We start from the raw sequence: 20011 nt of genomic DNA, 5'->3' as shown, positions 1-20011 counted from the left end.
CGCGATGTAGGAAACCCGGCTCCGCCGGTGGGTTGGTGGAGGTGACGTTCGATTTCACCTCCACCCACGTCCGTCAGCCCAGCCGCGCCAGCGCCGCCGCGAGCCGCTCGGCCTCGGCCGCGTGCGCGGCGTGGTCGTCGCGGGCTTTGGCGATCGCCTCAGGCTTGGCCTTCTCGACGAAGGCCGGGTTGTCGAGCCGCTTGGCGAGGCTGTCGCGCTCCTTGATCGAGAGGCCTTGCGCCTTCTCAAGACGGGCCTTCTCGGCGGTGATGTCGATCACGCCTTCGAGCGGGATCGCCAGCATCGCGTCGCCGGCGCCCACCTGCATGGCCGCGCCTGCAGGCGCCGCCTCGAAGCGGATCGCGTCGAGGCGGGCGAGGCGGTCGATCGCGGTCGCATTGCGCTCGATGATCGCGCGGGTCGCTTCCGAGGGCTCGGCGAGGTAGGCGGTCAGGCGGGCGCCGGGCGAGATGCCCAGTTCCGCCTTGGCGCCGCGCAGGTTGCCGACGAGCGCGATCAGCCACTCGACCTCGACCTTGGCGCCGGCATCGACCTTGGCCTCGGGCGCGGGCCACCGCGCGACGATCAGTTCGCCCTCACGCTCGCCCATCTTGCTCCACAGCTCCTCGGTTACGAAGGGCATGAAGGGGTGGAGCATCACGAGGATCTGGTCGAGCACCCAGCCGGCGACGGCCTTGGTTTCCTCGTCGAACTGGCCCTTGATGAGCTCGATGTACCAGTCGCAGAACTGGTTCCAGACGAAGTGGTAGATCGCGTTGGCGGCCGCGTCGAAGCGCAGGTCGGCCATCGCCTTGTCGAGCGCGGCGACGGTTTCGACGACTTCGCCGATGATCCAGCGGTTGACCGCCGATGTCGCGGCGGGCGCGGTCAGCGAAGTGCTCGCGCCGATGCCGTTCGACTGGCAGAAGCGTGCGGCGTTCCACAGCTTGGTGGCGAAGTTGCGGTAACCCTCGACGCGCTTCTCATCCATCTTCACGTCGCGGCCCTGGCTCTCCATGGCGGTCATGAAGAAGCGCAGCGCGTCGGCGCCGTACTGGTCGATGAGGCCGAGCGGATCGACCACGTTGCCCTTGGACTTGGACATCTTCTGGCCGTCGGCGGCGCGCACCAGCCCATGCAGGTAGAGCCGCTTCCACGGCACTTCCTTCATGAAGTGGATGCCCTGCATCGCCATGCGCGCATCCCAGAAGAACAGGATGTCGAAGCCCGAGACGAGCAGGTCGTTGGGGTAGTGCTTGGCGACGAGCGGCGCATTCTCGTCAGGCCAGCCGAGCGTGGCGAAGGGCCACAGCGCCGAGGAGAACCAGGTGTCCAGCACGTCCTCGTCGCGCGTCAGCTTCTTGTTGCCGGCCTGCGCCTGGGCCTCTTCCTCGGTTTCGGCGACGAAGATTTCACCATCCTCGGCGAACCAGGCCGGAATCCGGTGGCCCCACCAGAGTTGGCGGCTCACGCACCACGGCTGGATGTTCTCCATCCAGTTGAAGTACGTCTTCTCCCAGGTCTTGGGGACGATCTCGATCTGCCCGGTGCGCACCGCTTCGATGGCAGGCTTTGCGAGGGTCGCCGCATCGACGTACCACTGGTCGGTCAGCCACGGCTCGATCACCACGCCGCCGCGGTCGCCGTAAGGCGTCGCGATCACGCGGTCCTCGACCTTTTCGAGCAAGCCGTCGTCGTCCATCAGCTCGACCACACGCCGCCGCGCATCGAAGCGGTCCATGCCGATGAACTCGTGCGGGATCAGCCCGTCCGAGGTTTGCTGCACCTTGGCCTCGGCATCGAGCATGTTGAGCATGTCGGCGGCCTTGAAGCCCGCGCGCTTGCCGACCTCGAAGTCGTTGAAGTCATGCCCCGGGGTGATCTTCACCGCGCCCGAGCCCAGCTCCGGGTCGGCGTGCTCGTCGGCGACGATGGGGATCTCGCGGCCCGTGATCGGCAGCGTCACGGTGGCGCCGCGCTCCAGCAGCGGCTTGTAGCGCTCGTCCGCGGGGTTCACGGCGACGGCCATGTCGGCCAGCATCGTCTCGGGGCGGGTGGTGGCGACCATGATGTGGCCCGACCCGTCCGAGAGCGGATACCTGAAGTGCCAGAAGCTGCCGTTGATCTCGCGGGTCTCCACCTCGAGGTCGCTGATCGCGGTCTTGAGCTTGGGGTCCCAGTTCACCAGCCGCTTGTCGCGGTAGATCAGGCCCTGCTTGTGGAGGTCGACAAAGACCTTCACCACGGCGCGCGTGAAGTGCGGGTCCATGGTGAACTGCTCGCGGCTCCAGTCCATCGAGCAGCCGAGGCGGCGCAGCTGGCCGGTGATGGTGCCGCCGCTCTCGGCCTTCCACTCCCACACCTTCTCGATGAAGGCCTCGCGGGTGTAGTTTGTGCGCTTGTCCTGCTTGGCCTCGAGCTGGCGCTCGACCACCATCTGCGTCGCGATGCCGGCGTGGTCGGTGCCCACCACCCACAGCGCGTCCTTGCCGCGCAGGCGCTCGTAGCGGATCACCACGTCCTGCAGCGTGTTGTCCAGCGCGTGGCCGATGTGGAGCGAGCCGGTGACGTTCGGCGGCGGGTTGACGATGGTGAACGGCGCCGCGTCGGGGCGCTCGGGGCGGAACAGGCCCTTGTCTTCCCAGTGGGCGTACCACTTCGCCTCGATCCGGGCAGGGTCGAAAGTCTTGTCGAGTCCGGCCTCGGGCGAGGCTTCTGTATTAAGGTCGTTCATGGCGCGGCGCTTTGCCAGCACGCGGGTTTTGGTGCAAGGAGTCGCTTGCATCGTGCAATGCCTCGCTTTTGCCGCAACCGCGTGCGATGCAGTAAGGCAACAATTCGTCGCGCCGGTGGAACCTCTTGCCGGTCCACGCTTTTTCCACGATACGAGCGAACATGCGGGAATGGGCTGAATTCACCCTGTCGGAAAACGACGAAGGCGCAGACCATGTCCTGGCGCTGAAGGGGCCGCTTCGCGTTCATTCCATCGGCAATCTCGACGCCAAGCTGGGCGCGCTGGAAGGCAATTTCACCCGCGTCGACATGTCGGGCGTCACCGATATCGACACCACCGGGGCCTGGCTGGTCAGCAACTACGCCAGCCAGCGCAATCTGGAAATCACCGGAGAAAGCGAGCAGGCGCGCCGCCTCTTCGCCTCGCTCGGCGACATGGGCGAACCTGAGGCGGAGCCCGAGCCTGAGCTGCCGCTCCCCACGCGCACCCTGGCCGATCTGGGCGACCTCGTCACCAACTGGGGCCACGGCCTCTACAAGATGCTGGGCTTCCTGGGCGAGCTGATCGCCGCTTTCGGGTCCATCATCCGCCATCCTTCGCGCCTGCGCGGCACGGCGCTGGTGTTCCACATGCAATACGTCGGCGTGAACTCGCTCTGGATCATCGGCCTGATGAGTTTTCTCATCGGCATCGTGATCGCGCAGCAGGGCGCGGTGCAGCTCGCGCAGTTCGGCGCCGAGGTCTACACCATCAACCTCACCGGCCGCCTCTCGATGCGCGAACTGGGCATCCTGATGACCTCGATCATGGTCGCGGGCCGCTCGGGCTCGGCCTTCGCGGCGCAGATCGGCACCATGAAGCTGACCGAGGAGGTCGACGCCATGCGCACGATCGGCGTCTCGCCGATGGAAGCGCTGGTGGTGCCGCGCGTGCTCGCCTCGATGCTGATGATGCCGCTGCTCGGCTTCTACTCCACGGTGCTGGCGATCATCGGCGGCGCGACGATCGCCAACTTCGCGCTCGACATCCCGTTCTGGACCTTCCTCCAGCGCACGCAGGAAGTCGTGCCGATCACCGACGTGTGGGTCGGCCTCATCAAGGCGCCGGTCTTCGCGCTGATCGTCGCGCTGGCGGGCTGCTACCAGGGGATGCAGGTCACCTCCAACGCCGAGGAAGTCGGTGCGCGCACCACGCAGGCGGTGGTCACCGCGATCTTCACGGTGATCGTGCTCGACGCCTTCTTCGCCATCTTCTTCACCAAGATAGGTTGGGCATGACGGACGTGGCGGAAGACCAGGTCAAGGCGCCGCAGCCGGGCACCGACGAGGGGGAATATCCCATCGTCGTCAAGGGCCTGCGCAACACCTTCGGCGACCACGTCATCCACGAGGCCCTCGAACTCAAGGTCCGCAAGGGCGAAATCCTGGGTGTCGTCGGCGGGTCGGGCACCGGCAAATCGGTGCTGATGCGCTCGATCATCGGGCTCCAGCAGCCGGAATCGGGCGAGATCACCGTGCTCGGCCACAAGATGGGCGATTCCACGGAAGAGGATTCGATCGACCTGCGTTCGCGCTGGGGCGTGCTGTTCCAGGGCGGCGCGTTGTTCTCGACGCTCACCGTGGGCGAGAACGTGGAAGTGCCGCTCAAGCAGTTCTTCCCCGAAATCAGCGACCACCTGCGCGGGGACATCGCCCGCTTCAAGGTCCGCCTCTCCGGTCTCGCCGAGGAATCCGCGTTCAAGTATCCCAACGAGCTTTCGGGCGGCATGCGCAAGCGCGCCGGCCTTGCCCGCGCGCTGGCGCTCGACCCCGAACTGCTGTTCCTCGACGAGCCGACCGCCGGCCTCGACCCGATCGGCGCCGCCGCCTTCGACACGCTCACGCGCGAGCTGAAGGAGACGCTGGGTCTGACGGTGTTCCTCATCACCCACGATCTCGACACGCTTTACGCCATCTGCGACCGCGTGGCGGTGCTGGCCGACAAGCAGGTGATCGCGGTAGGCACCATTCCGGAGCTGCTGGCGCTCGACCATCCTTGGATTCAGGAATACTTCAACGGTCCGCGCGGCCGTGCGGCGCTCGCCGCGAAGGACGATCCGGCGGTGACGTCGGAACAGGAGACGGCTCAGGCCGTTGACACAGCTTCGGCCTCCACCGACGCGCCGACCGGCGCGGGGGAAGGCGCGAGCAAGATAGACATGCGAAAGTCGGGGGCATAGGGCACAGCGATGGAAACACGGGCCAATCACGTCTGGGTCGGAGCCGTCACGCTGGTGCTGATGGCTGCGCTGGCGGCATTCGTCATCTGGATCGCGCGCCTCAACGAGGGCTCGCAGAACGAATACGACATCTTCTTCAAGCAGTCGGTCGACGGCCTCGCGAAGGGGTCGGAGGTCGGCTACGCGGGCGTGCCCTCGGGGCAGGTCACCAAGATCGAACTGTGGCCGCAGGACCCCAGCTTCGTGCGCGTGCGCGTCAAGGTCGATGAAAAGGTGCCGATCACGGTCGGCACCACCGCGACCATCCAGGCGAGCTTCACCGGCGTTTCCGACATTCAGCTCGAAGGCGCCGTCAAAGGTGCGCCGCTGCTGACGGAGGCGGGCCCGGAAGGGGTGCCGGTGATCCCGACCAAGCGCGGCGGCTTCGGCGAAATCCTCTCCAACGCGCCGCTGCTGCTGGAGCGGCTGGCGACGTTGACCGAAAACCTCAACCAGATGCTCACCGACGACAACCGGCGTTCGATCGCCGGCATTCTCAAGAACACCGACAAGATGACGGCGGACATTTCCCGGGCCACGCCTGAGTTCCGCGCGACCATGGTCGAGATGCGCGGCAGCCTGGCCCAGGCGACCAGGACGCTCAAGGCGTTCGAGGGTGTGGCCGGCAAGGCCGACGACCTCCTCGGCGACGAGGGCAGTTCGCTCGCCGATCAGCTGCGCAAGACGCTGGCCTCGGCGCAGAAGTCGATGGAGCAGCTGGATTCGACGATGCAACACGCACAGCCCGCGCTGGACCAGGTGTCGCAGCAGACGCTCCCCGCCGCCGAAGCTGCGATCCGCGACCTTCGGGCGACCAGCAAGGCGCTGCGCAGCGTGACCGAGAAGATCGACGAGCAGGGCGCCGGCGCGCTGCTCAAGGGGCAGAAGCTGCCCGACTACAAGCCTTGATGGGGATCATGATGGGAACCGCGATGACCCGCCTGCGCCGCCTTCGTGCCGGCAGCATCCATAAGGCCGGCTTCATGGCCGTGGCCGCCGCGCTCACGCTGTCGGGCTGCGTCAGCCTCGGCACCAAGCCGCCGGACGAACTGCTGCGCCTGACCCCCGCCGAGACCGCGCCCGCCGGCACTGTCGCCAGCGGCCAGCTGACCGAGGCGATCGTCGTCCTCGATCCCGAGGCGGACCGCGGGCTCGACGTCCTGCGCGTGCCGGTCACCGTCGATGCGTCCAGCGTCTCCTATCTCAAGGACGCGCTGTGGATCGAGAAGCCCACCCGCCAGTTCCGCTCGTTGCTGGCCGAAACCCTGCGCTCGCGCACGGGCAAGCTGGTGGTCGAGGGCGGGGACTTCGAAGTCACCGGCCGGACGCTTATCGGCGGGCGCCTGATCCAGATGGGCTACGACGCCCAGCGAGGCGCAGTCGTCGTGCGCTTCGATGCCATGCGGACCGAACGCGGCAGCAATCCCATCCAGTCACGCCGCTTCGAGGCGGTGGTCGAAGGCGTCGAGCCCAAGGCCAAACCGGTGGGCGCCGCGCTCAACCAGGCGGCGAACGACGTCGCCCGGCAGGTCGCGGACTGGGTGAAGGGCTGATCGGCGAAGTCCCAAGGGCGCATGGCGCCCTTGGAATCGCTCTGCCGATAATAAAGGCATGCGGTCGAATTTAATTTCGTCCCAGTTTTATCGATTTGCCGGCAAACGTGTGCAATGTCCGCGAAGCCTCGGGAAACGGCGTTCTTCGCCATGACTGCGCTGTGGCCCATCGGACACAATGACAATTCGATGACGGGCTGATCCAACTCCATGGTTTGACTGCAGATTCTCTCCCGCTAAGGGGCGCGTCCCCGCTGCGTTCGACGGCGGGCGACAAGAATTTGCAGGAGCATACCCATGAAGAAGTTCGCCCTCGCGGCCACCGCCGCCGCGCTGTTCGCCGTCCCCGCCGCAGCGGGCGCACAGGCGTTCGTGCAGGCCGAAACCGGCCTCGATGCGATCTCGTTCGACGGCGAGTCCGACGAAGGCGTGAGCTACGGTGTGACCGCCGGCTACGACATGCCCCTGTCGGGCGGCATGTTCGTCGGCATTCAGGGCACCGCCGCCGACAGCACCACCAAGGAGTGCATCAGCGCCGGCGCGGAGAGCCTGTGCCTCAAGACCGGCCGTGACCTCGCGGCGGTCGTCCGCCTCGGCACCGCCGTCGGCGACAAGGGCAAGCTCTACGTGCTCGGCGGCTACACCAACGCCCGTCTGCGCCTGACCTACACCGACGGCGTCGACGACTACAGCGACGGCGCCAACGCCGACGGCTTCCGTCTCGGCGCGGGCTACCAGCACGACCTGAGCGACCGCCTCTTCGTGAAGGCCGAGTACCGCTACTCGAACTACGAATCCGACTTCAGCCGCCACAACGCGATTGTCGCCCTCGGCGCGAAGTTCTGATCTCAAGAAGGAGGGACGGGCGTAGCATGCGCCCGTCCTGCCAGGAGGCCCGTCCCGGATCCGTCCGGGGCGGGCTTTTTCGAGGGTTCAGCGCGAGAGCGCGGCGAGCCTCATCGCCAGCTGGAACGCGGTGAAGCGGGTGGCGCGAAGGTCCGCGGCTTCCCAGTCCTCGCCCCAGAGTTCGACCTGCCAGTCGGCCTCCAGTTCGGCCGCACGCCACAGCGTGTCCGCGTCGGCGCCGGGGCGGATTGCCTCCAGCGCGATCACCAGCGAGGCGGAGAGGCTGCTGAGCATCTTGAGCGCGGCCAGCTCGAAGTCGCTGCACGCCTCGAGTTCCCCGCGCAGCCGCGCCAGCGTCTCGTCGGGCTGCGGCCTGTGCATGATCCCCGAGATGCGCGTGAAGCGCACGCCGAGCCGCTCTTCGAAGGCGCGGAGCAGTGGCTCCCACACTTCGGCCTGCCGCTTGTAGAGTGCCTCGTCGGGGTCGGCGCGGTAGCAGAGGGTGTCGGTCTCGGCGTAAGGGACGAGTTCGGCGATCACCGTGTGGCGGTCGGGCGCGATCGCGTCGATCGCGAAGTCGGCGAGGTCGCGGAAGTGGAAGGAGGCCGGATCGATGATCTCACCCTGCACGGCCCATTCGGCGGCGAGGGTTGAGGCCAGCGCCTGCGTCGGCACGACCTGCTGGCGCCCGCCCGCCGTGCGAATGGCGCGCCCGTCGAGCACCGCGCGCCAGCCGCCCTCGACCTGCTCGGTGCCGGTTTCCTTGTAGAATCGCTTCATTGGGTTCGCTTTACTTCGGAGTGCGCCACTTGCGGGCCATCAGCACGGGAAGGACGAAGACGTCGACCATCCCGTTGGCGATCAGCACATAAGCGATCCACGTGGGCCAGTCGGGGAACACGCGGCCGTTCGCCATAAGCAGGCCCAGGATGATGCAGCCGACGCCCGAAATGCGGGTCATGTTGATCACGACGAAACGCGCGCCGGCGGACTTGGGCTCGATCATTGCAGCAGGTGCTCCAGCAGCTGGGCAGGGCTCTCCACCACGACTTCGGCCCCGGCCTCGGCCAGTTCGCGCGGGTGGTGGTAGCCCCAGTCGACACCGATGGCGCGGACCTGCGCGGCGCCCGCCATCTGCATGTCGTAGGCGGTGTCGCCGATCATCACCGCTTCACCGGGCAGCGCACCGGCCTCGGCCAGCGCCATCTCGAGCATCGCGGGATGCGGCTTGGAGGGGTGCCGGTCGGCGGTCTGGAGCGTCACGAACAGGTCGGCGATGCCGTTGGCGGCGAGGCAGAAGCCAAGCCCTCGGTCGGACATGCCGGTGGCGACGCCCAGCGTCCAGCTGGCGCCGTGGAGGCCGCGCAGCGTGTCTTCGATGCCCGGGAACAGCGGCTGCGCGACGCGGCCCTGCTCACGCGCGGTGCGGAACGAGAGCTTGTAGACCTCTGCCATGGCCTGCTGGCGCTCTTCGCCCGATTCGGGGAGCAACTGGCGGATCGCCTGCGGCAGCGAGAGCCCGACCGCGCGGCGGATCGCCCCGCGCGACGGTGCGGGGATGGAGAAGGCCGCGAAAGCCGCTTCCATCGCCTCGCAGATTGGCGCCTGGCCATCGACCAGGGTGCCGTCGCAGTCGAAGACCGCCAGCTTCATCAGCCGCGGCCTCGCGGTGCTCCGCGCGGGGCACCCTTGGGCGGCCCGCTGGGTTTGCGGGCACCGGCAGGCTTCCCGGCAGCAGGGCGCGAGGGTTTTCCGGCAGGCTTGGCGCCCGGCTTCGCGAAGGTTTTGGCACCGGGCTTCGCGGGCTTGCCGATCGGCTTGCCGCCGAGCTTGCCGACGGCCTTGGTGCCGGCCTTGGCGGTGGGCTTGCCCGAGCGGACCTGCCCGGTCGGGCTGTCGGTGCGCTTGCGGCGCTCGCCCCGGCGTTCCTTGCGGTATTCCTTGGCGTGCTGCTTGGCGGCCTTCTTGCGTTCCTCCTTCGAGAAGTCGACCGGCGCGTCGTCCGGCATTTCGCCTTCCGATTCCACGAAGCCGAGCGAATCCAGCGAGTTGGCGAAGTGCTCGGGCAGCGGCGCGGTGACGTCGAGCGGCACGCCGTCCGGGTGCTCGATGATGAGCCTGCGCGCGTGCAGGTGCATCTTGCGGCTGATCGAGCCGGTGAGGAAGGCTTCCTGGCCGCCGTACTTGCCGTCGCCGACGATCGGGTGGCCGATCGCCGCCATGTGGACGCGCAGCTGGTGGGTGCGGCCCGTCAGCGGGTGCAGCTCGACCCAGGCTGCCCGGTTGCCGGCGCGGTCGATCACGCGGTAGCGGGTGCGCGCGGTCTGCCCTTCCTTCTCGTCGACGTGCATCTTCTCGCCGCCGGTGCCCGGCTGCTTGGCGAGCGGCAGTTCGATCAGGCCCTCGTGGATGTCGGGGACGCCGACGACCAGCGCCCAGTAGATCTTGCGCGCGGTGCGGCCCGAGAACCGCTTGGAGAAGAACGCCGCGCTGCCCGGGGTACGGGCGATGAGCAGGACGCCAGAGGTGTCCTTGTCGAGCCGGTGGACGAGGCGCGGGCGCGGGCCCTTCTCGACATAGGCGTCGAGCAAGCCGTCGACGTGCTCCTTCTGGCCCGATCCACCCTGCGTGGCGAGGCCGGGGGGCTTGTTGAGCACGATCGCGGAGCGGTCCTGCGTCAGCACCATCGAATCGGCAAGTTCGATCTCGGCTTCGGTGAGTTCGCGGCGCGGGGTGTCGCCGCCGAGGCCCGGCTTGGCCTCGCCGCCCGGCGGCACGCGAAGAATCTGGCCGGCGGAAAGGCGGGTGTCGACCTCGGCGCGCTTGCCGTCGACGCGCAGCTGCCCGGTGCGCGCCCAGCGCGACACCATGGCGAAGCCTACCTTGGGCAGGTGGCGCTTGAACCAGCGGTCGAGGCGCACGCCCTCGTCGTCGCGGCCCACGGTGAATTGGCGCACCGCGTCGGAATTGTCGGCCCGGCCGGGCTTGTCGCCGGTGGGATCATAGGTGGTCATGCCACGCTCCGCATCATGATAAGGCCAAGGAACAGGCTGGCGAACCCTGCCAGCAGCGACAGGCCCGTAAAGAAGGCCGCCGTGCCGATCTCGCCGCGTTCGACGAGGGTGACCACGTCGAGGCTGAACGAGGAGAATGTGGTGAAGCCGCCTAGCGCGCCGACGGCGAGCAGGAGGCGCGTCGCCTCGCCCCCATTGCCGAAGCGCGCCAGCCAGCCGACGAGCAGGCCCATCATCAGGCTGCCCAGCACGTTGACGGTCAGCGTGCCGTAGGGGAACGCCCCGGCGCGAACCGGGCCGAGCGCGGCGGTCCAGCCTCGACCGACGAGGAAACGCAGCCAGGACCCGAAGGCGCCGCCGCCCGCCACGTACAACGAGGCGGTAAGAAAGGAAGGTTGGGGCATGGCGCCGCCTTAGACGCGAATCGGTGAATTTCCAAACGTGGTGGGCACGGGCGCCCGATTGCTATATATAAAGGTGACTCGATGGCGGTTTCGAAGCGGGCGGGGACGGGGCGTCCCGGCCTTTCCTTCAGCTTTACCGAAGCGGATGTGCCCTTAAGGCTTGTCTTCAAGGCGTCACTTTGGTAACGGGCCCGCCATTCCGCCGCTCCTTTGCAGGTTGCGGCCTTGTTTTGGCTCTTATGGATTCGCGGTCCGCTTCGCCACTGGCGCAGGAGCGGGCCTCGTTCTTATTTTGTGAGGTGTGTCGGTTTATGCAAATTCTCGTCCGCGACAACAACGTCGATCAGGCTCTTCGTGCGCTCAAGAAGAAGCTGCAGCGCGAAGGCGTCTACCGCGAGATGAAGCTGCGCCGTCACTACGAGAAGCCGTCCGAGAAGCGTGCCCGTGAAAAGGCCGCTGCCGTGCGCCGCGCCCGCAAGCTGGAGCGCAAGCGCATGGAGCGCGACGGCGCCAAGTAAGCGCGGTCGGGCAGGCTCTCACGGCCTGCTTTCCCGCCGTTTTCGGCGGGGCACCTCGAAATCCCAGGTTGCGGCTTGAACGCCGCGCCGGGTTGAGCCATGAGGGCGCGGAAATTCCTTTCCGCGCCCTTTGTGCTTGCGCCTTTCGGGCACGAACCACACTTTTCCGAACACGAGGCCATCCATGACAGAGATCACCCGCGTCCCGCTTCAGCCGATCGCCAAGGGCGCCGTCACCAAGATCTGGCTGGGCGTCGCCGCGATCGCTCTGGTCGCCGGCGGTGTGGCCTACGCGGCGCTGCCGCCGACGCCGACCGTGAAGACGCTCAGCGCGGGTACGGGCGATTCGCCGACCATGGAAGACGTCGTGCTCATCAACTACAAGGGCATGCTCGCCGACGGCACCGTGTTCGACCAGAACAAGAGCTTCCCGAACGCCGTGCGCGATTTCGTGCCCGGCTTCACCAAGGCGCTCCTGAAGATGCAGCGCGGCGGCAAGTACGAAGTCGAGATTCCTTCGGAACTCGCCTACGGCGCGCACCCGCAGCCCGGCTCGCCGATCCCGCCGAACGCGGACCTCAAGTTCGAGGTCGAGCTGCTCGACTACAAGAGCCTCGCCGAGATCCAGCAGCAGCAGCGCATCATGCAGCAGCTCCAGCAGATGCAGCAGCAGGGCGGCGCGCCCGGCATGCCGGCGATGCCCGGTGCTCCCGGCGTCCCCGGCGCCGAGCCCGCTCCGGTCCAGCCCTGAGCCTTTCGGTGAAGAACCGTAGCGCCGGACTGCTCGCAGCCTTTGTTTTCGCGGCAATGTCGCCCGGCGCCGCCTTCGCGCAAGGCGCGGCGGCAGCGCCCGCGGCTCCGCAGGTGAAGGTCGAGGCGTTGAAGGCCGGGACCGGCGACAAGCCGCCCGCGCATTCCTACGTGCTCATCAACTACAAGGGCATGCTCAAGGACGGCACCGTCTTCGACCAGGCCGAGCAGATGCCGATGCCGCTCGACGAAGTGGTGCCCGGCTTCGCACAGGGCCTCGTCCAGATGCAGCGCGGCGGGCGATACAAGCTGACGATCCCGCCCGAACTGGGCTACGGCGCCGAGGCTTCGGGCCCGATCCCGGCCAACTCCACGCTGGTCTTCGAGATCGACCTGCTCGACTTCAAGACCGCCGAGGAGATCGCGGCGATAAGGGCGCAGATGGAGGCGCAAGCAGCGCAAGGCGCGCGGCCCGAGGGTGCGGAGCAACCGGCGGCTCAGTAAGTCGCCGAGGCACTCCGGTAAGCGCCCGCGCTTGAAGCCGGGCCGCCTCGCTGCTAGCTGGGCCGCACCGAATTACTGCCCGCCCCGCGCGGCGGGTCCAACCGTGAAGGAAAGCCATGTCGGTCGATACCGCAACCGTGGCGAAGATCGCCAGCCTCGCGCGCATCAAGGTGAGCGAGCAGGAACTCGAGGCGATGGTGCCCGAGCTCAACGGGATTCTCGCCTGGGTCGAGCAACTGGGTGAAGTCGATACCTCCGGGGTCGAGCCGATGACCGCCGTCATCCCCAACACCCTGCGCCTGCGCGACGACGTGATCGACGCCGACCCGCTCACCGGCGGCAATCGCCGCGATGCGGTGCTGGCGAACGCGCCCGCGGCCGAGCACGGCTTCTTCGGCGTGCCCAAGGTGATCGAGTGAGGCTTCCGGGCCTCCTCGCCGATACCGATCTCGTTGCCCCTGCCAAGGCGGGGGCGCCGCTTCCTTACTACCCTGCCGCGAAGAGTTTCGCCGGGGTGACGGGTGAAGAAGAATGACTGAACTGACTGACCTTGGCGTAGCCGCCATCCGCGACGGCGTCGCCGCCGGCACTTTCTCCGCTGTTGAAGTGGCCGAGGCGTTCAATGCCAACGTCGCGGCGGCGCAAGGTGCTCTGAACGCCTTCATCGTCGCCACTCCCGAAAAGGCGATCGAGGCCGCGAAGGCCATCGACGCCGCGCGCGCTTCCGGCGCGGCGCTCGGGCCTATGGCCGGCGTGCCGATCGGCATGAAGGACCTGTTCGCGACCCAGGGCGTGCAGACCACCGCCGCTAGCCACATGCTCGAAGGCTTCGTGCCGCAGTACGAATCGACCGTTTCGGCGAAGCTGTGGGAAGCGGGCGCGGGCATGCTCGGCAAGCTAAACCTCGACCAGTTCGCGATGGGCTCCTCGAACGAGTCGAGCTACTTCGGCAACGTGATCTCGCCGTGGCAGCGCCCCGGCAGCAATGCGCAGCTGACCCCTGGCGGCTCCTCGGGCGGTTCCTCGGCGGCGATCGCGGCGCGCCTCTGCCCGGCGGCGACTGGCACGGACACCGGCGGTTCGATCCGCCAGCCCGCCGCCTACACCGGCACCACCGGCATCAAGCCGACTTACGGGCGCTGCTCGCGCTGGGGCGTGGTGGCCTTCGCCAGCTCGCTCGACCAGGCGGGCGCGATGGCGCGTGACGTCACCGACTGCGCGATCGTGCTGGAAGCCATGGCCGGTTTCGACCCCAAGGATTCGACCAGCCTCGACGTCGCCGTGCCGGCCTGGACCGCCAGCCTCTCGGCCGACCTCAAGGGCAAGAAGGTCGGCATCCCGCGCGAATACCGGGTCGACGGCATGCCTGCTGAAATCGACGCGATCTGGGAACAGGGCATCGCCTGGGCCAGGGATGCGGGCGCCGAAGTGGTCGAAGTCTCGCTGCCGCACACCAAGTACGCGCTGGCGACCTATTACATCATCGCGCCTGCCGAGGCGTCCTCGAACCTCGCGCGCTATGACGGCGTGCGCTACGGCCTGCGCGACCTGCCCGACGGCGCCGGCCTTCAGGACATGTATGCCGCCACCCGCGCCGCCGGCTTCGGCCCCGAGGTCAAGCGCCGCATCCTGATCGGCACTTACGTGCTCTCGGCGGGCTTCTACGACGCCTACTACACGCAGGCCCAGAAGGTTCGCGCCCTGATCTCGCAGGACTTCGCCAAGGCGTTCGAGCAGGTCGACGTGCTGCTGACGCCCACCGCCCCCAGCGCCGCCTTCGCGCTTGGCGAGAACGTGGACGATCCGCTGGCGATGTACCTCAACGACGTCTTCACCGTGCCCGCCAGCCTCGCCGGCCTCCCCGCGATGTCGGTGCCCGCCGGGCTCGACGCGCAAGGGTTGCCGCTGGGTCTCCAGATCATCGGCCGCCCGCTCGACGAGCAGGGCGTGCTGAACGCCGGTCTCGCGATCGAGGCACGCGCCGGTTTCACCGCGCGGCCGGGGAAATGGTGGTAAGCTGGTCGTCTCTCTTCGAACTGGTCGGCGACATCGCGCAGATGCTGAACGACCGGGCACCGAAGCGCAGGGACGACCGACCCGCTCCGCGGCGCGAGCCGCTGGCGCGGGAAATGAATGACGGAGCGAGGCAGCGGCATAGGCTGCTGCGTCGTTCCAGAAGTGGACCGAAACACGATGACTGAATCAACCTATCGCATCCAGGGCGCCACCGGTGACTGGGAGGTCGTGATCGGCCTCGAAGTCCACGCGCAGGTCACGTCCAATTCCAAGCTGTTCTCCGGCTCGGCCACGGCCTTCGGGGCGGAGCCGAACACGCAGGTCTCGCTGATCGACGCCGCGATGCCGGGCATGCTGCCCGTGCTCAACGGCGAGTGCATCCGCCAGGCCGTGCGTACCGGCATGGCGATCGACGCGCAGATCAACAAGTGGTCGCGCTTCGACCGCAAGAACTACTTCTACGCCGATCTTCCGCAGGGCTACCAGATCAGCCAGCTCTACCACCCGATCGTGGGTGAGGGCTCGCTGACGATCGAGGCGGACGAGAAGGCGGGCATTCCCGAGGCCAAGGTCATCGGCGTCGAGCGCATCCACGTCGAGCAGGACGCGGGCAAGCTGATGCACGACCAGCACCCGACCATGTCCTACGTCGACCTCAACCGTTCGGGCGTGGCGCTGATGGAGATCGTCAGCCGCCCCGACATGACCTCGCCCGCGGAGGCCGGCGCCTACCTGTCGAAGCTGCGCACGATCCTGCGCTACGTCGGCTCGTGCGACGGCAACATGGACCAGGGCTCGATGCGCGCGGACGTCAACGTCTCGGTGCGCCGCCCCGGTGACGAACTCGGTACCCGGACCGAGACCAAGAACGTCAACTCGGTGCGCTTCGTCATGCAGGCTATCGAGCACGAGGCGAACCGACAGGTCGACGTGATCGAGGGCGGCGGCAAGATCGTGCAGGAAACGCGCCTGTTCGACCCGAACACCGGCTCGACCCGCTCGATGCGCTCCAAGGAAGATGCGCACGACTACCGCTACTTCCCGGATCCCGACCTGCTGCCGCTGGTGCTGGAGGACGCGTTCCTCGAGGACTGCCGCGCCTCGCTGCCCGAACTGCCCGACGCCAAGCGCGCGCGCTATGAAGGCGAGCTGGGACTGTCGGCCTACAACGCCGCCGTGCTCACCGCCGACGTCGACACCTTCCAGTGGTTCGAGGCGCTGCTCGCCGAGACTGCGCTGGCGCAGGGCAAGCAGCCCGCCGAAGTCGCCAAGCAGGCGGCGAACTGGCTGATTTCGGAGCTGTTCGGCGCGCTCAACAAGCTGGGCAAGAGCCTCGAGGATTCGCCCGTCAGCCACGAACACGCGGCGGAACTGCTGGCGCTCGTCGGCAAGGGCACGATCTCGGGTTCGATCGCCAAGCAGGTGTTGGAGATCATGCTCGAGACCGGCGACGGCGCGACCGTCATCGTCGAACGCGAGGGCCTCAAGCAGGAATCGGACACCGGGGCCATCGAGGCCAAGGTGGACGAAATCCTCGCCGCCAACGGCGACAAGGTCGCGCAGTACCGCGAGGGCAAGGTCGCGCTGTTCGGCTTCTTCGTCGGCCAGACGATGAAGGCGATGCAGGGCAAGGCCAACCCGCAGGTCGTCAACGAAATCCTCAAGTCCAAGCTGGGCTGAGAAGGGGAAGCGGGCCGCTCCTCGCCGGGGCGGCCTGCATTTCGACGGATGTTGCCAGGGCGTAACACGTCGGCGATGTTGAGCATCCGGCGCCGCAGTCAGCTTGTGATCCAGCAACAATCCGCTTGTCTTCGGCAACGCCGGTGTTATCGATCTGCCACGAGGGACCGGGGGGTCTTTTCGAGAATTTCGCGTGCCGCGCGCGTCAGCGCCGGTTTCGCCACGCAAGCTCACCTGGGGGGTGAGGGGGTTCCGGCACTGCGCCCATTGCGCGCGCGGTGCCGGGCTTTCGCTCAGAAACAACCTACACGCGAAAATGCCGTCGTCCCAGCGAAGGCTGGGATCGCTGCGTACCCTTGAGGCGATGCCACGCAGCGCCCAGCCGGGAGCACATGCCCCCGGCCGGCGGTCCCAGCCTTCGCTGGGACGACGTGTCAGGCCTGCCGCGTTCCCGTCAGTTCCATCGAGCCGAACATGCCGGCCTTGACCTGCCCGGTCAGCTGGTCGCCTTCGACGGTGGCGGTGCAGTCGAGGTCCATCGGCATGGGCGAGGTCATCTTCATCGACCACGTCAGGGTCTGTCCGGAGATGCGGCCGTCGGTGATGTCCATGCTGCCAAGGTCGCCGGAAATGTGCCCATTGAAGCTGTCTCCCGCACCCGGCACGATCGTCAGCACGCCCTTCTGGCGGCCGAGCGGGGTATTGGTCACGCAGTCGTAGGTGCCTGCAACGGACATCGTCATTCTCCTTGGTCCTCGGCGCTCTCGTCGCCAGTGGCGGCGGGTGCTGCCCGCACTTCCACCGGTAAACCAAGGCCCTCGAGCTGGGGTTCCACCACCTTGCGATCGCCAACGATGACCCAGGTCAGGTCGGTCGGCTGGAGGTATTGCCCGGCCGCCGCGCCGATGCGCTTCGCGTCGATGCCCCGGTAGGTCGTGGCCAGGCGCACGTAATAGTCCTCGGGCCGGCCGAGCCGGTCGTTCTTGACGATCGCGGAGAGCACCGCGCCGTTGGTCTCGAACTGGTTGGGCAGGCCCCGGATCGCGCCTTCGGTGACGCGCTGGTACTCGACGGCGGAGACCGGCTGCTTGGCCGGGAAGGCGGCCATGTCCTTGATGATGGCGCGAACCGAATCGCCCGTGCGGTCGGCCTGGACCGGGGCCATGACCTGCAGCGCGCGCGGGCCGACCGACTGGCTGATCCGGCTCGACACGCCGTAGCTCCAGCCCTTTTCCTCGCGGATGTCGAGGTTGAGGCGCGAGAGGAAGTTGTTGCCGACGACGTCGTTGGCCAGCGCCAGCGGCTCCTCGCCCGGCGTGGTGCCGGTGAGAGGCAGCACCCGGCCTGCGTAGATCACCGACTGCGGCGAATTGGGCCGGTCGATCAGGACGATGCGCGATGCGGGCGCGGGCGTCTGCGCGCCCAGCTGCTTGACGGGCTTCGGCGCGGCGGGGGCCTTCCAGCCGCCGAACGCCTTCTCGAGCAGGGGCTTCAACTCCTCCATCGTCACGTCGCCGACGACGGTGATCCGCGCGAGGTCGGGGCGCAGCCACTTGGCATGCGCGGCGCGCAGGGCGGCGGGAGTCAGGGACTCGAGCGAAATTCTCGTACCGAGGCCGTCGCCGGGCTGCGCGTAAGGGTGGCTGCCGTAGAGTTCGGCGCCCAGCGTACGCGCGGCGAGCGCCGACGGGGTCGATTCGGCCTGCGACAGTTCCGCCTCGGCCTGCCCGCGGGCACGGTCGAAATCGGCCTGCGCGAAGGCCGGGTGCAGCAGCAGGTCGGCGGTCAGCGAGAGCGAGGGCGCGAGGTTGGCGCTCAGCGCGCTGAGCATCACGCTGCTGGTGTCGAGCGTGGCGCCGGTGCCGATCGAGGCGCCGAGGCGCTCCTGCTCCTCGGCGATCTGGGTGGCATTCCGGGTCTTGGTGCCTTCCTCGAGCATGCCCAACATCAGGCCCTGGGTGCCCGGCGTGTCGAGCGCGTCGGCAGCGTAGCCCGCGTCGAAGTCGATCGAGAGCACGAGCTTGGGCACGGCGGTGCGGCGGGCCAGCGCGACCGGGATGCCGTTCGAAAGGGTGGTCCGCTCGATCGCGGGGAAGGCGAGTTCGCCGACGGGCGCGACCGGCGGCGAAGTGCGCTTGGGTGCGGGGGCGAGCTTTGGTGCCTTGGCGCGCGCGTCGGGCGAGGGGGTATCCTTGTCGTCGTCGCCCCAGCCGCCCATGGCGTTGCCGCTGTCGGTACGCGGGCCCGGCACGATGGCGAGCTTGTAGACCGGGCGGCCGAGCCACTTGCGCATCGCCGCCTGCACCGCGCCCGGCGTGAGCGCGGCGATGGCCTGGAGGTCGGCCTTGTACTTGGCGGGGTCGCCCGAATAGACCTGACCCTCGGCCAGCGTGGCGCCCTTGCCGGAGAAGCCGCCGACTTGTTCCAGTCCGCCGATTTCGCTGGAAAGCGTGCTGACGACGGCGCGCTTGACTTCATCCTCGCTCGGACCCTTGTCGAGGAAGTCGGCCAGGACCTTGTCAAACGCCGCTTCCGCGACCGGGCGCTGGACGCCCGGCTTCACGTCCATGTTCATGTCGAGGATGCTGACCTGCTCGAACACTTGCGCCGAGGCGGTGACCGAGACGGCGAGTTGCTGCCCGCGCACCAGCGCGTTGTCGAGCCGCGAACTAGCGAGGCCGCCGAGGATGTGCATGCCTATGCGCAGCGCAGGAGTTTCGGCGTCGTTGAGGCCGGGGCCGCTCCACTGGCGGGTGAGGCGCAGCACCGGCACCTGGTCGGCCATGTCTCGCGAGATTGGCGCGGGAAGCGTGACCGGCTCGGCCGCGACCGGCGCGACGGCAGGGCCCTTCGGGATCGCGCCGAACCATTTCTCGACCTTGGGCCGGGCGGCGGCCGCGTCGATGTCGCCCGAGAGGACGAGGACGACGTTGTTGGGTCCGTAATGGTCGGCGAACCACTTGCGCACGTCGCCGAGGCTGGCGGCATCGAGGTCGGCCATCGAGCCGATGGTGGAGTGGCGGTAGGGGTGGCCGACCGGGAACAGGCCCTCGGCGACAGCGTATTCCGCGAGGCCGTAGGGCTGGTTGTCACCCTGCCGCTTCTCGTTCTGGACGACGCCCCGCTGCTTGTCGAGCTTGCCCTGGGTGACCGCGGGCAGCAGCGCGCCCATGCGGTCGCTCTCCATGAACAGCGCGAGGTCGAGCGCGCCGGTGGGCACGGTCTCGACATAGTTGGTGCGATCGTACCAGGTCGAGCCGTTGGTCGGCGTCGAGCCCGCGCCTTCCAGCGGGATGTCGAAGTTGGGCACGTTGGCGGAGCCGCCGAAGAACAGGTGCTCGTAAAGATGCGCGAAGCCGGTCTTGCCGCGCGGCTCGTTCTTGGAGCCGACCTTGTAGTAGGTCGTGACCGCCACGACGGGGGACTTGCGATCGGTGTGGACGATCGTGGTCAGCCCGTTGGGCAGGACGAACTTCTCGTAGGGAATGTCGACCCGGGAGACCAGTTCCTGGGGCGACGCGGCGGCGGGCGCGGTCGGTGCCGGTCCGGCATCGGCCACCGGGGCGCTGTTCGGCGCCGTCGTCGCGCAGGCGGAAAGGGAGAGGGCGGCGGCCAGAGCGGTCAGGCTCGGCGTGGAAAAGGATCGCATGGCCGGGAGGTTAGCAGCTTGTTCGCCGGGGGCCAGCCCCGCGATCGCACGGGGCTGCGCAAATATCCCGTTCGTGTCGAGCGATC

The 20011-nt window shown here is 67.9% G+C and carries 19 protein-coding genes; 11 read left to right on the top strand and 8 right to left on the bottom strand.

Features of this window, described 5'->3' with window-relative positions; genetic code table 11:
• Nucleotides 1-73: 73 nt before the first annotated feature.
• Nucleotides 74-2734, bottom strand: a complete 2661-nt coding sequence (locus PMI02_RS24710; RefSeq protein ID WP_036505384.1) for a valine--tRNA ligase — start codon at nt 2732-2734, stop codon at nt 74-76.
• A 161-nt stretch (nt 2735-2895) separates the two neighbouring features.
• Between PMI02_RS24710 and PMI02_RS24705 the strand changes: the two genes are divergently transcribed.
• The 5 genes from PMI02_RS24705 to PMI02_RS24685 all read left to right on the top strand — a co-directional run bounded on the left by PMI02_RS24705 (nt 2896) and on the right by PMI02_RS24685 (nt 7390).
• The gene (locus PMI02_RS24705; protein ID WP_007688187.1) at nt 2896-4011 is read left to right on the top strand and encodes an MlaE family lipid ABC transporter permease subunit; all 1116 of its coding nucleotides are present in this window, start codon (nt 2896-2898) and stop codon (nt 4009-4011) included.
• Nucleotides 4008-4952: an ABC transporter ATP-binding protein gene (locus PMI02_RS24700; protein ID WP_007688186.1), complete on the top strand. Its 945-nt coding sequence runs from the start codon at nt 4008-4010 to the stop codon at nt 4950-4952. The genes PMI02_RS24705 and PMI02_RS24700 overlap by 4 nt, the downstream gene beginning before the upstream one ends.
• A gap of 9 nt (nt 4953-4961) precedes the next feature.
• Nucleotides 4962-5900: an MlaD family protein gene (locus PMI02_RS24695; protein WP_007688185.1), complete on the top strand. Its 939-nt coding sequence runs from the start codon at nt 4962-4964 to the stop codon at nt 5898-5900.
• A 23-nt stretch (nt 5901-5923) separates the two neighbouring features.
• Nucleotides 5924-6544: an ABC-type transport auxiliary lipoprotein family protein gene (locus tag PMI02_RS24690; protein ID WP_052025725.1), complete on the top strand. Its 621-nt coding sequence runs from the start codon at nt 5924-5926 to the stop codon at nt 6542-6544.
• A 297-nt stretch (nt 6545-6841) separates the two neighbouring features.
• Nucleotides 6842-7390, top strand: coding sequence for an outer membrane protein (locus PMI02_RS24685; RefSeq protein WP_007688183.1), 549 nt, complete (start codon nt 6842-6844; stop codon nt 7388-7390).
• 87 nt (nt 7391-7477) lie between these two features.
• Here PMI02_RS24685 and PMI02_RS24680 read toward each other — a convergent pair whose 3' ends face one another.
• The 5 genes from PMI02_RS24680 to crcB are packed head-to-tail and all read right to left on the bottom strand — an operon-like array spanning nt 7478 to nt 10808.
• Complete coding sequence (locus tag PMI02_RS24680; RefSeq protein WP_007688181.1) at nt 7478-8170, bottom strand: ATP12 family chaperone protein; 693 nt, start codon at nt 8168-8170, stop codon at nt 7478-7480.
• A 10-nt stretch (nt 8171-8180) separates the two neighbouring features.
• Nucleotides 8181-8396, bottom strand: coding sequence for a hypothetical protein (locus PMI02_RS24675; protein WP_007688180.1), 216 nt, complete (start codon nt 8394-8396; stop codon nt 8181-8183).
• The gene (locus tag PMI02_RS24670; protein WP_007688179.1) at nt 8393-9043 is read right to left on the bottom strand and encodes an HAD-IA family hydrolase; all 651 of its coding nucleotides are present in this window, start codon (nt 9041-9043) and stop codon (nt 8393-8395) included. The genes PMI02_RS24675 and PMI02_RS24670 overlap by 4 nt, the downstream gene beginning before the upstream one ends.
• On the bottom strand, nt 9043-10404 hold the full coding sequence (locus PMI02_RS24665; protein ID WP_007688178.1) for an RluA family pseudouridine synthase: 1362 nt from the start codon (nt 10402-10404) through the stop codon (nt 9043-9045). The genes PMI02_RS24670 and PMI02_RS24665 overlap by 1 nt, the downstream gene beginning before the upstream one ends.
• Nucleotides 10401-10808 carry a fluoride efflux transporter CrcB gene (crcB, locus tag PMI02_RS24660; protein WP_007688177.1) on the bottom strand — a complete coding sequence of 136 codons (408 nt, stop codon included), beginning with the start codon at nt 10806-10808 and terminating at the stop codon, nt 10401-10403. The genes PMI02_RS24665 and crcB overlap by 4 nt, the downstream gene beginning before the upstream one ends.
• Nucleotides 10809-11119: 311 nt before the next feature.
• On the opposite strand from crcB, the gene rpsU reads away from it, so the two are divergent.
• From rpsU to gatB, 6 genes are all read left to right on the top strand, one after another.
• On the top strand, nt 11120-11326 hold the full coding sequence (gene rpsU, locus PMI02_RS24655) for a 30S ribosomal protein S21 (protein WP_007688176.1): 207 nt from the start codon (nt 11120-11122) through the stop codon (nt 11324-11326).
• A gap of 184 nt (nt 11327-11510) precedes the next feature.
• A complete protein-coding gene (locus PMI02_RS24650; RefSeq protein WP_007688174.1) occupies nt 11511-12077 on the top strand; it encodes an FKBP-type peptidyl-prolyl cis-trans isomerase in 567 nt (188 codons plus the stop codon).
• Between the two features lie 8 nt (nt 12078-12085).
• Nucleotides 12086-12580: an FKBP-type peptidyl-prolyl cis-trans isomerase gene (locus PMI02_RS24645; RefSeq protein ID WP_007688172.1), complete on the top strand. Its 495-nt coding sequence runs from the start codon at nt 12086-12088 to the stop codon at nt 12578-12580.
• 116 nt (nt 12581-12696) lie between these two features.
• A complete protein-coding gene (gatC, locus tag PMI02_RS24640; RefSeq protein ID WP_007688170.1) occupies nt 12697-12999 on the top strand; it encodes an Asp-tRNA(Asn)/Glu-tRNA(Gln) amidotransferase subunit GatC in 303 nt (100 codons plus the stop codon).
• Nucleotides 13000-13111: 112 nt separating this feature from the next.
• Nucleotides 13112-14596, top strand: coding sequence for an Asp-tRNA(Asn)/Glu-tRNA(Gln) amidotransferase subunit GatA (gene gatA, locus PMI02_RS24635; RefSeq protein WP_007688168.1), 1485 nt, complete (start codon nt 13112-13114; stop codon nt 14594-14596).
• A 177-nt stretch (nt 14597-14773) separates the two neighbouring features.
• The gene (gatB, locus tag PMI02_RS24630; RefSeq protein WP_007688167.1) at nt 14774-16276 is read left to right on the top strand and encodes an Asp-tRNA(Asn)/Glu-tRNA(Gln) amidotransferase subunit GatB; all 1503 of its coding nucleotides are present in this window, start codon (nt 14774-14776) and stop codon (nt 16274-16276) included.
• Between the two features lie 434 nt (nt 16277-16710).
• On the opposite strand, the gene PMI02_RS24625 is transcribed toward gatB, so the two are convergent.
• Together PMI02_RS24625 and PMI02_RS24620 are read right to left on the bottom strand one after the other, a co-directional pair.
• A complete protein-coding gene (locus PMI02_RS24625; protein WP_007688164.1) occupies nt 16711-17013 on the bottom strand; it encodes a hypothetical protein in 303 nt (100 codons plus the stop codon).
• A 2-nt stretch (nt 17014-17015) separates the two neighbouring features.
• On the bottom strand, nt 17016-19925 hold the full coding sequence (locus PMI02_RS24620; protein WP_007688162.1) for a pitrilysin family protein: 2910 nt from the start codon (nt 19923-19925) through the stop codon (nt 17016-17018).
• Between the last annotated feature and the right edge of the window lie 86 nt (nt 19926-20011).

This window comes from Novosphingobium sp. AP12 (assembly GCF_000281975.1).
Lineage (GTDB): Bacteria > Pseudomonadota > Alphaproteobacteria > Sphingomonadales > Sphingomonadaceae > Novosphingobium.
Note: the sequence above shows the minus strand (reverse complement) of the source record. Positions and strands in the feature narration are given on the sequence as shown.

Coding starts and splice junctions, on each gene's coding strand:
- PMI02_RS24675 (WP_007688180.1), bottom strand. CDS start 8,396: ATGATCGAGCCCAAGTCCGCCGGCGCGCGTTTCGTCGTGATCAACATG.
- crcB (WP_007688177.1), bottom strand. CDS start 10,808: ATGCCCCAACCTTCCTTTCTTACCGCCTCGTTGTACGTGGCGGGCGGC.
- PMI02_RS24670 (WP_007688179.1), bottom strand. CDS start 9,043: ATGAAGCTGGCGGTCTTCGACTGCGACGGCACCCTGGTCGATGGCCAG.
- PMI02_RS24695 (WP_007688185.1), top strand. CDS start 4,962: ATGGAAACACGGGCCAATCACGTCTGGGTCGGAGCCGTCACGCTGGTG.
- gatC (WP_007688170.1), top strand. CDS start 12,697: ATGTCGGTCGATACCGCAACCGTGGCGAAGATCGCCAGCCTCGCGCGC.
- PMI02_RS24685 (WP_007688183.1), top strand. CDS start 6,842: ATGAAGAAGTTCGCCCTCGCGGCCACCGCCGCCGCGCTGTTCGCCGTC.
- PMI02_RS24625 (WP_007688164.1), bottom strand. CDS start 17,013: ATGTCCGTTGCAGGCACCTACGACTGCGTGACCAATACCCCGCTCGGC.
- rpsU (WP_007688176.1), top strand. CDS start 11,120: ATGCAAATTCTCGTCCGCGACAACAACGTCGATCAGGCTCTTCGTGCG.
- PMI02_RS24705 (WP_007688187.1), top strand. CDS start 2,896: ATGCGGGAATGGGCTGAATTCACCCTGTCGGAAAACGACGAAGGCGCA.
- PMI02_RS24620 (WP_007688162.1), bottom strand. CDS start 19,925: ATGCGATCCTTTTCCACGCCGAGCCTGACCGCTCTGGCCGCCGCCCTC.
- gatB (WP_007688167.1), top strand. CDS start 14,774: ATGACTGAATCAACCTATCGCATCCAGGGCGCCACCGGTGACTGGGAG.
- gatA (WP_007688168.1), top strand. CDS start 13,112: ATGACTGAACTGACTGACCTTGGCGTAGCCGCCATCCGCGACGGCGTC.
- PMI02_RS24680 (WP_007688181.1), bottom strand. CDS start 8,170: ATGAAGCGATTCTACAAGGAAACCGGCACCGAGCAGGTCGAGGGCGGC.
- PMI02_RS24690 (WP_052025725.1), top strand. CDS start 5,924: ATGACCCGCCTGCGCCGCCTTCGTGCCGGCAGCATCCATAAGGCCGGC.
- PMI02_RS24700 (WP_007688186.1), top strand. CDS start 4,008: ATGACGGACGTGGCGGAAGACCAGGTCAAGGCGCCGCAGCCGGGCACC.
- PMI02_RS24665 (WP_007688178.1), bottom strand. CDS start 10,404: ATGACCACCTATGATCCCACCGGCGACAAGCCCGGCCGGGCCGACAAT.
- PMI02_RS24710 (WP_036505384.1), bottom strand. CDS start 2,734: ATGAACGACCTTAATACAGAAGCCTCGCCCGAGGCCGGACTCGACAAG.
- PMI02_RS24650 (WP_007688174.1), top strand. CDS start 11,511: ATGACAGAGATCACCCGCGTCCCGCTTCAGCCGATCGCCAAGGGCGCC.